The sequence below is a fragment of the Nostoc sp. genome (assembly GCF_036917575.1).
Lineage (GTDB): Bacteria > Cyanobacteriota > Cyanobacteriia > Cyanobacteriales > Nostocaceae > Nostoc.
Map to the genome: position 1 here is coordinate 1 of NZ_JBALDC010000059.1, position 15,268 is coordinate 15,268.

At 41.7% G+C, this 15,268-nt stretch carries 11 protein-coding genes; 6 read left to right on the forward strand and 5 right to left on the reverse strand.

Annotation, left to right across the window (positions count from 1 at the left end; all coding sequences use genetic code 11):
• The first annotated feature begins 475 nt into the window (after window positions 1-475).
• Entirely contained in the window at window positions 476-3,112 is a 2,637-nt protein-coding gene (locus V7K79_RS17675; protein WP_335049302.1) for a TonB-dependent siderophore receptor, read from the forward strand.
• Window positions 3,113-3,165: 53 nt separating this feature from the next.
• On the opposite strand, the gene V7K79_RS17680 is transcribed toward V7K79_RS17675, so the two are convergent.
• The 3 genes from V7K79_RS17680 to V7K79_RS17690 form a co-directional block, all read right to left on the reverse strand.
• Window positions 3,166-5,337 carry a GumC family protein gene (locus tag V7K79_RS17680; protein ID WP_335049303.1) on the reverse strand — a complete coding sequence of 724 codons (2,172 nt, stop codon included), beginning with the start codon at window positions 5,335-5,337 and terminating at the stop codon, window positions 3,166-3,168.
• 572 nt (window positions 5,338-5,909) lie between these two features.
• Complete coding sequence (locus tag V7K79_RS17685; RefSeq protein WP_335049304.1) at window positions 5,910-6,869, reverse strand: ribonuclease Z; 960 nt, start codon at window positions 6,867-6,869, stop codon at window positions 5,910-5,912.
• Window positions 6,870-6,893: 24 nt separating this feature from the next.
• Window positions 6,894-7,061 (reverse strand): hypothetical protein, encoded by a 168-nt coding sequence (locus tag V7K79_RS17690; RefSeq protein WP_335049305.1) that lies wholly within the window; start codon window positions 7,059-7,061, stop codon window positions 6,894-6,896.
• Between the two features lie 330 nt (window positions 7,062-7,391).
• Between V7K79_RS17690 and V7K79_RS17695 the strand changes: the two genes are divergently transcribed.
• From V7K79_RS17695 to V7K79_RS17705, 3 genes are all read left to right on the forward strand, one after another.
• Entirely contained in the window at window positions 7,392-7,679 is a 288-nt protein-coding gene (locus tag V7K79_RS17695; RefSeq protein ID WP_335049306.1) for a hypothetical protein, read from the forward strand.
• A gap of 251 nt (window positions 7,680-7,930) precedes the next feature.
• Complete coding sequence (locus V7K79_RS17700; RefSeq protein ID WP_335049307.1) at window positions 7,931-10,258, forward strand: filamentous hemagglutinin N-terminal domain-containing protein; 2,328 nt, start codon at window positions 7,931-7,933, stop codon at window positions 10,256-10,258.
• A gap of 127 nt (window positions 10,259-10,385) precedes the next feature.
• Complete coding sequence (locus V7K79_RS17705; protein WP_335049308.1) at window positions 10,386-10,616, forward strand: hypothetical protein; 231 nt, start codon at window positions 10,386-10,388, stop codon at window positions 10,614-10,616.
• 272 nt (window positions 10,617-10,888) lie between these two features.
• Here V7K79_RS17705 and V7K79_RS17710 read toward each other — a convergent pair whose 3' ends face one another.
• Window positions 10,889-11,920: a hypothetical protein gene (locus tag V7K79_RS17710; RefSeq protein ID WP_335049309.1), complete on the reverse strand. Its 1,032-nt coding sequence runs from the start codon at window positions 11,918-11,920 to the stop codon at window positions 10,889-10,891.
• Window positions 11,921-12,082: 162 nt separating this feature from the next.
• Here V7K79_RS17710 and moaA point away from each other — a divergent pair, with 162 nt between their 5' ends.
• Complete coding sequence (gene moaA / locus V7K79_RS17715; protein WP_335049310.1) at window positions 12,083-13,069, forward strand: GTP 3',8-cyclase MoaA; 987 nt, start codon at window positions 12,083-12,085, stop codon at window positions 13,067-13,069.
• 52 nt (window positions 13,070-13,121) lie between these two features.
• Here moaA and rpsD read toward each other — a convergent pair whose 3' ends face one another.
• A complete protein-coding gene (rpsD, locus tag V7K79_RS17720; RefSeq protein ID WP_335049311.1) occupies window positions 13,122-13,730 on the reverse strand; it encodes a 30S ribosomal protein S4 in 609 nt (202 codons plus the stop codon).
• A gap of 467 nt (window positions 13,731-14,197) precedes the next feature.
• Between rpsD and V7K79_RS17725 the strand changes: the two genes are divergently transcribed.
• Complete coding sequence (locus V7K79_RS17725) at window positions 14,198-14,884, forward strand: hypothetical protein (protein ID WP_442938952.1); 687 nt, start codon at window positions 14,198-14,200, stop codon at window positions 14,882-14,884.
• The last annotated feature ends 384 nt before the right edge of the window (window positions 14,885-15,268 follow it).

Sequence of the window (15,268 nt, forward strand, 5' to 3'; positions counted from 1 at the left end):
TTGTTTTTCCGGGTTCATGCTTTAGACGGACGGCTTGTGTATTCTCATACATTCTCCCAGAAAAGGTATATCCGCCAAAGTGGGATGCTCCCCATTCCTTCAGTGATGGCTCAATGGCAAAGCGAAAGTCCTAAGTTTTGACTGTACCAATGATTAGAGCGATCGCATGAAAGTTTGAAGATTTAAAATTTGTCTAGTTGTAATAGCCGAGGCAAATAGGCGATCGCACTGTTTCTAATCTTCTGATTAGCAAGTGAAAATTAACAGTTGAAATTGCTCAACTACCGCTAATTATATCTCAGCTACACCAAAAACTCTAATTATGGCGCAAAAAAATTCCGTTTTGGGGCCATTTTTTTGATTGAAATCCTGTATTGTACTAACAAGAGCAATTTGAGAAAACTTCTCGACTAACGAGCAAATATTTTTGCTCTATTGCATCAGCCTGCTCTCTTTATTTTGGTGTGAGGAAAATATGTGGAATTTGCAACTGCCATTGTTGGCGGCTACTTTGATGTCGGTATTTTTTGCACAGACTGTATTAGCACAAGAAATTAGTTCTAGCCAGAATTTGACGGACAACCGAGAAAATCAGATACGCCAGATAAATTTGCCAGCAACTCATGCAAATAGGAGGATTAAGCAATTAAGTGAGCTAGAACCAGTTTTTACTAGCGCGAGAATGTTATTAGTGCAGTCGCCAACACCCACATCAGAAATTGTCCAAGTTACAGCTGTCAAAGCAAACCCTACCTCTAAAGGTGTGGAGTTGATTTTACAGACATCAAAAGGTCAACAGTTGCAGCTAGTAAATCGCTCCAGTGGCAATAACTTTATTGCTGATATTCCGAATGCCCAACTGCGCCTACCGTCGGGCGATGGATTTACTTTTCGCTCAGATAAACCAATAGCGGGTGTTAGCGAAATCACGGTGAGTAACTTTGATGCCAATACTATCAGGGTGAGTGTTACAGGCCAAGTGAATTTGCCAGTTGTGGAGTTGTTTGATAGTCCAGATGAGGGGATAATTTTCTCTGTTGCAAGTGCCACATCTGCCACGCCATCACAGCAGCAACCCCAAACTAATCAACCAGAAAATCAGACACCGCCAAAACCATCAGCTTCGGGTGATGAGCCGATTGAATTAGTGGTGACAGGCGAACAAGATAATTACCGCGCCACAGATTCATCAACTGCTACCAAAACCGATACTCCACTGCGTGACATTCCCGCCTCCATTCAGATTGTGCCGCGACAGGTGTTAGAAGATCAAAGGGCAGAGCGGTTACAGGATGCACTGGAAAACCTGGGCATTACTCAATCAACTAACTTTGGAGGCGCGGCACTTAGTCAATTTGTCATTCGCGGTTTCGAGAACCGGGGATATTTTAGAAATGGCTCCCTTGATAACTATAGTGTCACTCCAGTAGACCTGGCGAACGTGGAACAAGTAGAAGTACTCAAGGGACCAGCCTCAGTGCTTTTTGGTCAGGGGGCACCCGGTGGAATTATCAACCTGATTACGAAGCAGCCGTTAAGTGAACCTTATTACGCGGCTGAGTTTACTGCTGGAAGTTACGATTTTTATCGACCAACGTTAGACTTTTCGGGTCCGCTGAATTCGGACAAAACCTTGTTGTATCGCTTAAATGTTGCTTACCAAAACTCTGGGAGTTTTCGCAACTTTGTTGACTCTGAACGTACCTTCATCGCGCCATCTCTAACTTGGAAAATTAGTGCCAACACAAAGATAAACTTTGATTTTGAGTACCTCAAGAATGATGCTGTTTTTGATCGAGGTATCCCCGCGCTTGGCAATAGACCAGCTCCAATTCCAATTAGTCGGTTCTTAGGTTTGCTTCAAGGATACCAACGTACCACACTTTACAAAGGTGGTTACACATTAGAACATCGGTTTAGCAATAATTGGCAGCTTCGCAATGCCCTTTTCATTACCTCCATGAAAGCAGGCGATCGCTATGCAAATCCAGAGAATTCGCCGTTGACAGACAACCGATTTCTGGAGCGGGATTTTACTAATGATAAATTCCCAACTGATAACTACAACTTTCAAACTGAGGTAACAGGCAAGTTTGCAACTGGGTCAATTACGCACAAATCCCTTATCGGGTTGGAATTGAACAGAAACACTGGTCCATACATAGTCAGGTCTGCTGAATTACCATCAATTGACATCTTCAATCCAGATTACAACACTGCCATTCCTACTGGTCTTCCAATTGGCTTCAATACCCAATTCAACACAAATAGTTTAGGGGTTTATCTTCAAGATCAGATTAACCTACTGGACAATTTGAAGCTGCTAGTCGGCGGGCGCTTCGATTTTACCGACCAGAAAAATAAAGATGTACTCGCCGGAACCAGCACCAGCCAATCTGACCAAGCCTTCAGTCCTCGGGTAGGTGTTGTCTACCAGCCCATCCCACCAATCTCGCTTTACGCCAGCTACAGCCGTTCCTTTGTTCTCAACATTGGCACTTCCATCGATGGTTCTACATTCGATCCTGAGCGAGGCACACAGTACGAAGTAGGAATCAAAGCCGATTTGAGTGATAAAGTGTCGGCAACACTGGCTGCTTACCACATTACAAAGTCGAATGTTCTCACTACTGATCCCAATAATTCTAATTTCTCCATTCTGACCGGGGAGCAGCGTAGTCAAGGCATTGAACTCAATGTTGCAGGCGAGATTCTACCTGGATGGAAAATTATTGGTTCTTATGGTTATACGGATGCTGAAATCACCAGAGATAATCTATTTCCGGTTGGGAATCGGTTGTACAACGTTCCGAAGAATGCTGCCAGTCTGTGGACAACCTATGAAATCCAACGGGGGAGTTTACAAGGTTTGGGATTTGGATTGGGATTGTATTACGTGGGAGATAGACAGGGCGATTTTGAGAACAGCGTTGTGTTACCCAGCTACTTCCGAACAGATGCAGCACTTTATTACAAACACAACAACTGGAAAGCTGCTGTCAATATCAAGAATCTCTTTGATGAGAAATATTATGAAAATGCTCAGGCAAGAAGTATCATCTATCCTGGTGCGCCGTTGACTGTGTTGGGAAGCATTTCAGTAGAGTTCTGACGTTTATTTAGGAGAAATATCTACCATAAACTCCAGTCCCCTACATTTTCGGTCTACGATGCCAATACCTTTTGAGAATTGCTCACTTCATTAGCAATAATTCCAATTAAATTTAATTTACTCAAAATCTCTGTTGCTTGAGTCAGTTCAGTTCGAGTCACTTTTCCCATGCGCTCTACCATGACAATACCATTGCAAAAAGATGCTACAATCCTCGCATCAACCGTACCTAAAATAGATGGAGCATCTATTAGTACTAGGTCATAACTTTGCTCAAACACCTCTATTAGTTCTTTCATCCGTTGAGAACTGAGCAACTTCACTGTATCTTCTGGTTCTGGCCCAGCAGTCAAAATATCAATGGAAGGGTGAATCGGCTGGATATAATCTTGAAAATGAGTAGTTGTCTCATCAACTAATAACAGAGATAGTCCCCAGTCATTGGATAGTTCCAAGATTTTGTGGAGGTTAGGATTATGTAAGTTAGCATCAATTACTAATACCCGTCGATGCATCCGGGTAGCACTAGCTACAAGACCTAACACTAAGGTTGTCTTCCCTTCCCCTGGTAGTGCTGAAGTAAACATCAGTGACTTGAAGGGTAAGGGATATTTTAATATTTGAATATTTTGGTAGATCATGTCCAAAGTTTCATGGACGGGCAATTTATTACTGGCTTCTATTACAGAAGAATCTGAGCTTCCTCGGCCATTCCAAGGCAGTCCAAGCGGCCGTTTTTTGACACTAATTGATGGTAGTTTTGGTACCGATCCCAGTATACGTAGGTTTGTCAGTTTCTTTAAATCTCCAGCACAATAAATAGCGTCATTAAACTTTTCCAAAATTAGGGCTATTAAGATACCTAAAATCGGCCCAATTACCGCTCCTCCAAGCAAGAGTAATAATCTGTTGTTACCCATATAAGTACCGGGAGAAGGTTCTGCCAAAATTTGCCAGTTATATCCTTCCTGAGCAATTTTCAGTCCCAATGACTGTTGTGCTTGGAGTAGTTGTTCAAGGTTTTTGCGGCTAGTTGCTACCTTTGGTAGCAGACGATTATACTCTGCTATTAAACTTGGGTATTTGTTTAGCTCAGAGCGTAGTTGCTGTTCTGACTCGATGAGATTTTTTTCATTGGCAGTCAGTCCTAAAACACTTGTCTGTACTAAAACAAACTCATCTACAAGTGTTGGATCGACTCCTAGCATCTGTCCTTTTGATAAGGGTTTATCTTTACTGCTACTAGTAATATTTTTTACCTCTTCTCGTAATAAGGACAGTTGACTTTGACGTTGCTGTTTTAATTTTTGTACCGATGGGTAATCATCTGTATAGCGGAGCCGCTCCTTAGCCAAAGCTAGTTCAGTTTTTTGAATTTCACTTAATAATGCTTGATAGCGGCTTGACTGATTTAATTGAGAAGAAAGTAATGTATTCTGCTGGGACGAAGAGGCTATTATTTGCTCTAGATTCTCATAGCGAGCGTTTGCATCTTGAAGGTTAGCACGAGTAGTTTGTAGCTGTTGTTGAATATCTGCTAGCGATTCTAACAGAATTTTACTTTGGACTTCTGGATTGAGGAATTTATGTTTTTTGCGAAACTGTTCTAAATTTTTATCAGCTTTACTCACCTCTTTTTTTATCTCAGGTAAGCGAGTATTTACAAAAGCTAATCCCTGATTTAGACGTTCTTTTTGTTGCTGTTTGTTGTAGTTCTGATAGACTTTCTGTAAAGCCTGAAGTACTCTTTGTGCTTTTACTGGATCTCGATCATTAAAAGAAACTTGAAATGTCTGATTAAAAACTTTATTTGCCCCTATACCTCCCGCTTCTGGAGTTACTTCTAAAGGTGCTTCTTGGTGATGTTCTTTTTGACCATTGATATCTTGTAAAGTAATATCAGGATAATCAGAATGGAGTGAATCTACAGCTTTTTGAAGTAATTTAGAACTCAGCATGAGTTTCATCTGAGTAGTGGAATCAACAACTTGAGCATTTGACTGTGTTCCTTCAGATAAGTTGGAATTCACCAATATCTGCATATTGCTCTGGTAAGTAGGTTTGGCAATGATAGCCAAGAGGCTAGCAGCTGACATAACTACACAGGAAACCCCAAAGATCAGAAAGCGTCGGCGAAGCAAAATAGTAGATAGTTGTCTGATGTCAGCTGCGCCTTGTGCTGAAGTAGTAACCTGTTGCTTTTGATTCAGACTAATCTTAGCCACTATTAAACTCCTCTAATATCGAAACACTATGTTTATTTTGAAAGTTTATGAGAAATATGAAATGATTTTTTTACATCTAATAGGTGCGATCGCATACTTTATTCTTCTTCCAACAATGACAAGCAAATTTGGCATAACATTATGGCAACTGGCGCTTTCATGTTCATCAATTCATGCATATAAATTCTTAATCAGTGTTGGAAGGATAAATTTTTAATAAATATTTTATTTAAAATAGAAAAATCTTGACGAAAAATTAATTATTTTTTCTAAGAATTAAAGTATAAAATTATTTAATTTACAGTATTAATACATAATTTAATGTTATTTTATTAACTAAATATCTAAATTACACCGAGAAAAATCTTTCAACCATAATATTTGTATATTGTTGATACATCTAGTTAACTGTAAATTGTTGGTTAAATAGTTAACTTACTCTGAAAACTAAACTGCTGTTTATTTGCTTGATATTATAATTGAGATTATTCAAATTTAAGATAGAGCCTGGTTAATTTTAGATTTTAGATTAGAAGCGTTCAATAAGAAATCTAAAATCTAAAATCCAAAATTTAAATGCCTACCTTGGTTAACTCTACTTCCCGCCGTCTGAGAACTTCATGAATCATAAAATCGTAAGCTATATCAGTACGGGGAAAAATAGCACGAGCTTCTTTGAGGAGATCCTTCAACTCCAAAGTATTTCCGGGAGCATAGCGGGGACTGAAATGACTCATAATCAGTCGATGTGCCCCAGCAGTTAAAGCTGTTTGCGCTGCCATTGTGGTTGTGGAATGCAACCGTTGAAAAGCCATATCTGCATCTTGATGGGCAAAGGTTGCTTCGTGAATTAATACATCAACATCTTGAGCTAATTCCACTGCACCATCACAATAAATTGTGTCTGTACAATAGGCAATCTTTCGACCAATTTCTGTAGGGCCGCACAATTGGGTGCCATCAATCACCCGTCCGTCTGCAAGGGTAACTGTTTCACCGCGCTTGAGTTGACCGTAAACCCGACCAGGAGGAATTTGCAACGCCTTGGCTTTTTCGATATCAAAACGTCCGGCTCGGTCTTTTTCGGCTACGCGGTAGCCGAAAGCTGTAATCCGATGATGCAAATTACCGCAGCTAACGGTGAAGTCATCGTCTTCATAAATTATTCCTGGACGGATGGTGTGAACTTTGATTGGGTAAGAAAAGTGCGTGTATGAATAACGTGAGGCGGATTGAATGTAATCATTTAATCCAGGTGGGCCATAGATATCAATTCGTTGCACATTACCAGCCAAGCCGCAAGTAGCAAGAAGTCCCATCAGGCCAAAGATGTGGTCGCCGTGCATGTGGGTGATAAAAATTCGGGAGACTTGACTGATTTTCAGTTCGCTCCGCATAATTTGATGCTGAGTACCTTCGCCACAGTCGAATAACCATAGTTCTGCCCTTTGAGGTAATCTCAGAGCGACACTGGAAACATTACGCGATCGCGTGGGTACACCGGAACTCGTCCCTAAGAATGTTATCTGCACAGTGTTCTTTAGTCTTCCTATTGCTCAATTTGCAGCTCTATTTTCTATAGTGGCACGGTTAATGAGTAAAATATTTAGGATTTTGGGGATTGGGCATCCCTTCAGCTTTTCTACGAGACGCGATCGCTTTGGGCAATGTGGGCATTGGGCATAGTTAGCGATCGCCTTAATAAAGCTTCTGGGTTTATCCAAACCGTAAGCAGAGTGTGAGACTTGAGGAGGTATTAATTACTCAATTCTCTTGAGTAATCAACGGTGAGTAGCCAAATTCATCAATCCTTTAAAGAAATCTGGCATAAATAATATGAAGTTTTGTTACACAATACGTAATTATTACTAGCTAAGTTGAAGTCATAATTATCAGAGTTCACAAGAGCGTTAGAAACCTAATGCTTTCTTGCCGCTCTAGACTTTGTATTATTGATTTCTTCGTTGCCAAACTGTACTAATCAAACTCACGTTAATTTAGTACATCACAAAATAAGTTTACACATTTATCACTCTGTAAGGAAAGTAAAATTCATGGAACCTCAAACTTCACAGCAAGCATCTCTGGATTCTCAAACGTTAGAGCAGTTACAAGACGAGATTCGACAGGAAATACGCGAGATAATCCAGAACTCAAAACTAACTAAGGTATTAGAAAAGTATGGTATTTCAAAAAAGAATGCCTTAAAAATTGAATGCAGTATTAATCTAACTAAAACTCAAGTGAATGATACGAACTGTTCATTCTTAATTCCTGGCAAACATATCGTATTAGTGACATGCTGCCTTGAAGGTGAAATTTGTGTGAAGTGCAAGCCATAACAGTTAATAATAATTGTATGTTGTATTTCACTGTTACTCTACCCTACCTACGCAAATTTATGTTTGAGTTTTTAACTGAATATATTGAGCTATAGCTCCTATTGCTTTGTTGGGAAATTCTTCTCAAACTACTACGTTTGTCTCAACATGACACAACCTTCATTGTTTACCGAAGTCCCATTTGTTAATGTAGGTGAAGTGTAACCATTGTTCATTAACTGGTAGTACTTTTGAGCGGTGCAATATCCTGTATGAGTAATCTTTGGATCTTGTTTAAAAGTTTAGGAGTTGCAATAGCTGGTGCAATAGCTTTCTCTGGAAACTCTGCTATTGCTCAAATTATCCCAGATTATACTCTATCTCCTCCTTCTCAAGTTATACTACAGGGCAAGACCACAATTATTGAAGGTGGAACTTCAGTAGGAAGCTATTTGTTCCACAGTTTTAAAGAGTTTTCTGTAGGTAATGGGACTACTGCTGAGTTTAGAAATGCTGAAAGTGTTGAGAATATTATTAGCAGAATAACGGGGAAGTCTCCTTCTAATATTCAAGGCATGATTAAGGCTCAATACAAAGCCAACCTGTTTCTAATTAATCCCAATGGGATTATTTTTGGTCCCAATGCTTCTTTAAACATCGGTGGTTCATTTGTTGCGAGTACGGCGAGTAGTCTGAATTTTGCCGATAGTACTCAGTTTAGTGCTACAGATCCCAAAAGCGTACCTCTGCTGAGAGTAAGTGTTCCCATTGGTTTACAATTTGGAGCAACTGCTAACCCCATCCTCAATCAATCGTCCCACCAAGTAAAATCAGATAGTACAAGTTCTCCTATAACCGTTGGTTTACAAGTACAGCCTGGCAAAACCTTGGCACTCCTGGGCGGTAATATAACTCTAGAGGGCGGCAGTTTAACAGCAGAGTCAGGACAAATTGAGCTAGGAAGTGTTGCTGGTAATAGTTTGGTCAGTTTGAATTTAACAGACCAAGCTTGGGTCTTAGGATATAAAACTGTCCAAGATTTCCAGGACATTCGACTAATTCAGAGGCAAACTGATGACGGTTCTAAAATTCCATCTATTGTAAGTACGACTGGCAATGGTGGCGGTAATATTCAGGTACAGGGCAAGACAGTAGAATTAGCTGGCTATGGTGTGCGTTTGTCAAGTCAGACTAGGGGTAACATACCTGGCAAAGACTTAACAATTAATACTAGAAAATTAATTGTTCGAGATAGCGCACAAGTAGGTACTTCTAGTATAAGCGAGGGTGCGGCAGGGAATTTGATCGTGAACGCCCTTGAATCTGTAGAGCTGATTGGTAGCTTTATCAGACCAGATAATAAGACTATTGTTAGTACATTGTTTAGTACAACCGGCGCCGAGGGAAAGGCCGGTGACATAACGATCAAAACCGGGAGATTACTTATTCAAGATGGAGCAGAGATATCAGCAGACTCTAGTGGAACGTTACAGAACTCACAAATTATATCAGCTACAGGCAAAGGAGGTAATATAGCTGTGAACGCCTTCGAGTCCGTAGAGCTCATTGGAACCACAGCACAAGGTGACCCTAGCATATTGTCTGCTACAACTTTTGGTCTTGGTGAGTCTGGAAAAGTAACAATTACTACAGGGAAATTGATTGTCCGGGATAAAGCTGAAATAAACGTGAGCGTTTTAGGGGATGGACGTAACCAAGAAAGAACATCAGGTGACATCAATGTAAGCGTTCGCTCCATCCTGCTCGACAACGAAGGAAAACTCAGATCTAATAGTGAATCAGGTAAAGGCGGAAATATTGCGCTACAGGTGCAGGACTTATTACTGATGCGTCGCAACAGTCAAATAACTACTAACGCTGGAGGTAGTGGAGATGGCGGTAATATCACTATCAATGCACCTAATGGCTTCCTCGTTGCCGCTCCCTTTGGAAACAACGATATCACCGCCAACGGCTTCTCTGGCTCTGGTGGTAAAATCACAATCACTGCTAAGAACCTCTTTGGTTTTGTGCCTCGCACAGGTGCAGACGTAGAGAGACTTGACCCAACAGGCGAAACAAACCCGAAGAACCTGGAAACAAGTGATATCACCGCGTTTTCTCAGCAAAACCCTTCATTAAATGGCACTGTACAAATTAACTCTCCGGATGCTGACCCCAGTAAAGGATTAGTAGAACTACCCGTAAATCTGGTTGATGCTTCGCGGCAAATTGTTGCTAGTTGTAGTTCTGGTGGAAAAATAGCAAGAAGTTCATTGATTACCACTGGACGTGGAGGACTAGTAGCCGATCCCACAGAGCCATTGATAGCTGATGATGCGGTGCTTGCAGATTGGATCACACTCAAGCCAGAGAGTCAGAATCGTGTTGGCGGTATTCAGAAAAGAGCCGTTGTTCAGGCGCAACGAAACACAGAACAAAAATCACAGAAAGTTAATTTTGTCAATGAACCTACTCAAATTGTAGAAGCAAAAGGCTGGGTAATGGATGCCAATGGAAATGTAGTTCTGGTTGCTCAAGTACCCACTGAATCGTCCCATAATTCCTCGCTCACCACTACATCTTGCGCTGCTCATTAAAATTTGAGATATGGCGATATTTCGTAACTTTGCAGTCATGCGTGATGCCTACGGCTGGCTACACCTACGCAATTGCTGCTCTTGTTGCGATCGCTCTGCTTTCCACAAATCATGATGCAATGAGATTATGAAGAATTCACAGGCTTCTGAATTCTGCAACAACGCAGATGATGACTTGCTTCAAGAGTATAACTTTGACTATCGCAAAGCCTTGCCCAACCGTTTTGCTAGTCAGCAAGAAAAAGCTTCTTTGACAGTTACTCTCGATGCTAATGTCGCTGAGATATTCAAAACATCAGAAGCTGTTAACAACGCTCTCCATGCCTTACTCTCAGCAATTCCAAAGACTGAAAGGTAAACTGCGTACCCTGAAATAACAAATGCGTTCGCCGAATTAACAAATGCGTTCGCCAAAATAACAAATGCGTTCGCCAAAATAACAAATGAGTTCGCCAAAATAACAAATGCGTTCGCCAAAATAACAAATGCGTTCGCCGAAATAACAAATGAGTTCGCCGAAATAACAAATGAGTTCGCCGAAGTAACAAATGCGATCGCCGAAATAACAAATGCGATCGCCGAAGTAACAAATGCGATCGCCGAAATAACAAATGCGATATTGCCTACTCCCTAACTCGTCTCCTGAATTTGCAAACGAACAGTGTGTTCAGTCGCACCACTAAGTTGCAACTCCATGATTTCACCACCCAGAGGTTCCAAGCAAGTGAGGAGCGATCGCAAGTTGGGTGTACTTGCACCAGTATCTACATATAAGCGATCTGCTAAATTACCGATTCGTTTCCAAGTCATGTACAATTTAGCGATCGTTTGTTCAATTTGCGATGCTTGATTTACCAAATCAGCAGCAATGCTCAAACAGCCGACTCTTTGGGCTTCTTCTAAAGCTGTTTCAATATCAACATCTTCCTGTGTTAGCGCCTGAACTTGAGCCGCCCCTTTAAGATATTTAGCCAAGTTACGCGCTTCGCTAGTTACCTGTTTCAGGGTATCCACATCAGGATTGGCAGCTATTTCCTTTTGGATAAACTTTTGATGCGATTCTGGCAGTTTTTCCATTTCCTTCACCAGTGGGGCAATGTAGCGCGGGGGAAGGGTGTTATCTGCTGCTTTTTCTTTAACTACTTCGGGTAATAAATCTGAGGACATGGCTGTCCATTCATCATTGAGTTGACGCACTTCCCGCCTAGTGATGCGATCGCCTTTTTGGGCAGCTTCACTTACCATCTGTTGCACTTCTGGGACTGCTTTAGAGGTTTCAACAAATGCCCGTTTGCTGAAGTTATTCACAGCTCCGGGGTCAAGTTTACCGTCTTCAATCAGAGTATCAGCGCTATTCGCCAATTGTATCCAAGAATATGCTTGACTTTTGCTGATTTCCCGCTCTTTTAGCCATCGCAGAAAGCCAGTACCGCGTCCGTCACCACCTACTTTTTCTCTGTCGCGGATCGCCCGTAAAATTCGCCCCCGCCAGATTTCAGTTTGCAAATCAAAGCGATCGCATACCTGCCAAGCTACTTCTAGCTGCTGTTGAAAATCTGACTCTAGAATCTGTTCATCTTCTGGATCGGGCAGTTCAAAGCTGATATCTACTGGCTGTTGTAAGGCAGCAGCAAGGTCGTTGATGGAGTCGGTGTCTTGCACGATTGATGACTAACTAGTGGATGCGATCGGCTTATTATGCCATAATCTGTGGACTCTCACTTAAGGGGGAGTACGGTATTTTGAGTTACAACAAAGATAGTAAGAAGGGGCAAACCACCTTTGTAAAGTGTTTAATTAATCAAAAACAATAAAAATAAAACGATGAACCAGGTAGACTACCTCCGCATTAGCTTAATTGATCGCTGCAATTTTCGTTGTCAATACTGTATGCCAGAGGGAGTAGAACTGGATTATATTCTCAAGCAACAGCTGTTAACTGATGAGGAATTGCTCACTTTAATTCAAGAGGTATTTATTCCAGTAGGCTTTACTCGATTTCGATTAACTGGGGGTGAACCCTTATTGCGTCCGCGTGTGGTGGATTTGGTAAAGGCGATCGCAACTCTCCCCCAAACTCAAGACCTCTCAATGACCACTAACGGGTTTATGCTAGCTCCGATGGCACAAAACCTCTACAATGCTGGTCTGCGACGAATTAATATTAGTCTGGACTCTCTCGATTCCGACATTTTCGATCAAATTATTGGTAATCAGGGGCGTTCTCGTTGGCAACAAGTTTGGCATGGGATTCAAGCTGCCCATCAAGTTGGATTCGACCCCCTGAAGCTGAATGTGGTGGTGATTCCTGGTGTTAATGACCACGAAGTTCTAGATTTAGCCGCCCTGACAATTGACAAACAGTGGCACGTTCGATTTATTGAATTTATGCCCATTGGCAATGTGCATTTATTTGGCGACCGCGGGTGGGTATCTTCAGCCGAGTTACGAGGACAGATTCGCGATCGCTGGGGCTTGACAGAATCACAAGTTCGTGGTGCTGGCCCCGCTGATGTCTTTCAAATTCCTGGTGCGAAGGGAACACTAGGATTTATTAGTCAAATGTCAGAATGTTTTTGCGATCGTTGTAATCGGATGCGCCTAAGTGCCGATGGCTGGCTGCGCCCCTGTTTATTGAATGAAACTGGTCAAATAGATTTAAAAACGGCTCTGCGTTCTGGTGTCAGTACCGCTCAATTACAAAAGCAGGTCAGACATTTACTTAAAATAAAGCCAGAAATTAACTTTAAACAACGCGATTCTGGCAATTTAGGTACATATACCCGCACCATGTCACAGATTGGCGGGTAGTCATTGGTTATTTGTCCTGAGTTCTTTGCAAAGAACTAAGGACAAATGACAATTACGCTTGTCGTGAGTAGTATTCCACCACAAGTAGTTCATTAATTTGTAGTGCCACCCATTCGCGTTCAATTACGCTGTTGACTTTACCAACCAACTTATTTTTGTCAAACTCCAAATGACTGGGGAGGTTGGCCAAACCGGGATATTGCAAGTTAGCTTCCACCAACTTCCGGGATTGTGCCCGATCTCTGACCGCAATTACTTCACCAGCACGGCATTGGTAGCTGGCAATATTCACCACACGACCGTTAACAGTTACGTGACCGTGATTCACCAGTTGGCGAGCTGCGGGGATAGTTGGGGCTATACCTAAGCGGAAAACGGTATTATCCAAGCGCATCTCTAGCAATTGCAACAGCACTTGTCCAGTAGAACCAGTAACACGTCTGGCTTTCCGCACATAGCGCAGCAATTGCTTTTCAGTCAAACCGTAATTGAAGCGGAGCTTTTGCTTTTCCTCTAGACGGATAGCATATTCAGAGCGCTTCTTGCGGTTCTGACCATGCTGCCCAGGTGGGTAAGCGCGTCTGGCACTTTTACGAGTTAATCCTGGTAAGTCGCCCAAGCGGCGGACAATTCTGAGGCGAGGCCCTCTATATCGGGACATGAGTTTCCTTAATCTAATCCTGTTTAAACTTTACCCAAACATTCCATTTTGACATTCCCCCGATCATAAATCAGCGGATTCTTGGTTTTTTGAAGGAGTTTACATTGGTATGACGTATCCTACCAATGTAGAGTCATCTCCTTTACGCCAGTTACTTTAAGTCGGTTGAGCCGACACACTAGCTTCCAAGCTTGAATTCCGACGTGCCCCGCCGTACTACTGCCAATAAGTTTTTCGTGTTTATTTAGTTTTGTAGGCTACTCAATCTTCAGATTGGTTTACGCAGTATTCTTACTCTGAAATACTTTTTACGTTGCCTACTTATCTTTCAAACAGCTATAGTAACACAATTTTCGAGATAATTAACTGTGTCTATACTTTACTACCACCGAAATTCTTAGAATATAGAGGATTTTTAAGATATTTGAGTTAGCATAACTTTGGGTGTTTGGAGAATGGCAATGTCAATGATCAAAAAAGTGGTTAACAGAGGGAAGAACAGACAAGACAGTTCCATCTCTAAGATTTTAAGATTACCAGTTTTGGCTATAGCTGGATCGTTAATAATCTTGCCTAATATGGCTGTTGCTGCCTCCTACAGGAATGATTACAGTGTCTGTAGTGGTCGCCTTTTGAGTGTGGGTGTAAAGGCAGAAGCGGCATCAGCAGGTTGTGCAGCAGCACTGCGTCCAAAAGATTTGGCTGCTTGCGTGGTGAAAATTGATAAGGAAACCCAAATTGCTGCAACGGATGCGCTTTTTTCCTGTGGGAAAGCCCGACGTCCTGAAGAGTTAGCAACCTGTGTAGTTGGCATCAGCTTAAGTACTAAGGAAGAAGCTAATCCGACAGTTTTAGATTATTGTGGACGCAGTTTGTTACCCGTGCGCTTCGGTCAATGTGTGGTTGGCTTGCGTAGTCAAATAGTTGACTTTCCCGCTACTCAAGCGCTAGATACTTGTATCAGTGCTGATGATAGTGTTATTGGTGGTTCATCTTCGTCTACACCGCCAACGATAATTCCTGCGGGTTCAAGTCCAAGTTTAGAGACTACCCCATTTCCAACCCAACCAGTTGCTCCAATCCAACCAGTTGCTCCAATCCAACCAGTTGTTCCAATCCAACCAGTTGTTCCAATCCAACCTGGCACTAATTAGATTACAGTGCTTTGTTTAATTGATTGAAAATACAGGTTGAATATAGAGCAATACAGTTCAGTTAAAAAAATTGTAGTTTGGGTTAAGCAAAGCACAACCCAACAAAGCCAAATAAATGTTGGGTTTTGTTTTTCAAACGCCACTTGCTAAGAAAGCGGGAACCCTAAAAGCGAACAAGTCGGGAAACCGCAAGGGCGCAGTGGCTCCCCAAACTACACTGCTTAAGATTTTTGGCGCTAACCCAAGCGTATTGAAATGCAGAGTGGCTATTTGCCAATCTCATTCAAGGACTAAGCTGTTAGGCAGCTAGATTGTATAATAAGAGATTAAATAATTAATTTAGTATCAGCCACTTATGCCAGCCAAAAATCACCTTTCTGAAGA

Excerpts from the sequence above, each read along its gene's own strand:
- V7K79_RS17675 (WP_335049302.1), top strand. The coding sequence starts at position 476 with ATGTGGAATTTGCAACTGCCATTGTTGGCGGCTACTTTGATGTCGGTA.
- V7K79_RS17695 (WP_335049306.1), top strand. The coding sequence starts at position 7,392 with ATGGAACCTCAAACTTCACAGCAAGCATCTCTGGATTCTCAAACGTTA.
- V7K79_RS17700 (WP_335049307.1), top strand. The coding sequence starts at position 7,931 with ATGAGTAATCTTTGGATCTTGTTTAAAAGTTTAGGAGTTGCAATAGCT.
- V7K79_RS17705 (WP_335049308.1), top strand. The coding sequence starts at position 10,386 with ATGAAGAATTCACAGGCTTCTGAATTCTGCAACAACGCAGATGATGAC.
- moaA (WP_335049310.1), top strand. The coding sequence starts at position 12,083 with ATGAACCAGGTAGACTACCTCCGCATTAGCTTAATTGATCGCTGCAAT.
- rpsD (WP_335049311.1), bottom strand. The coding sequence starts at position 13,730 with ATGTCCCGATATAGAGGGCCTCGCCTCAGAATTGTCCGCCGCTTGGGC.
- V7K79_RS17725 (WP_442938952.1), top strand. The coding sequence starts at position 14,198 with ATGATCAAAAAAGTGGTTAACAGAGGGAAGAACAGACAAGACAGTTCC.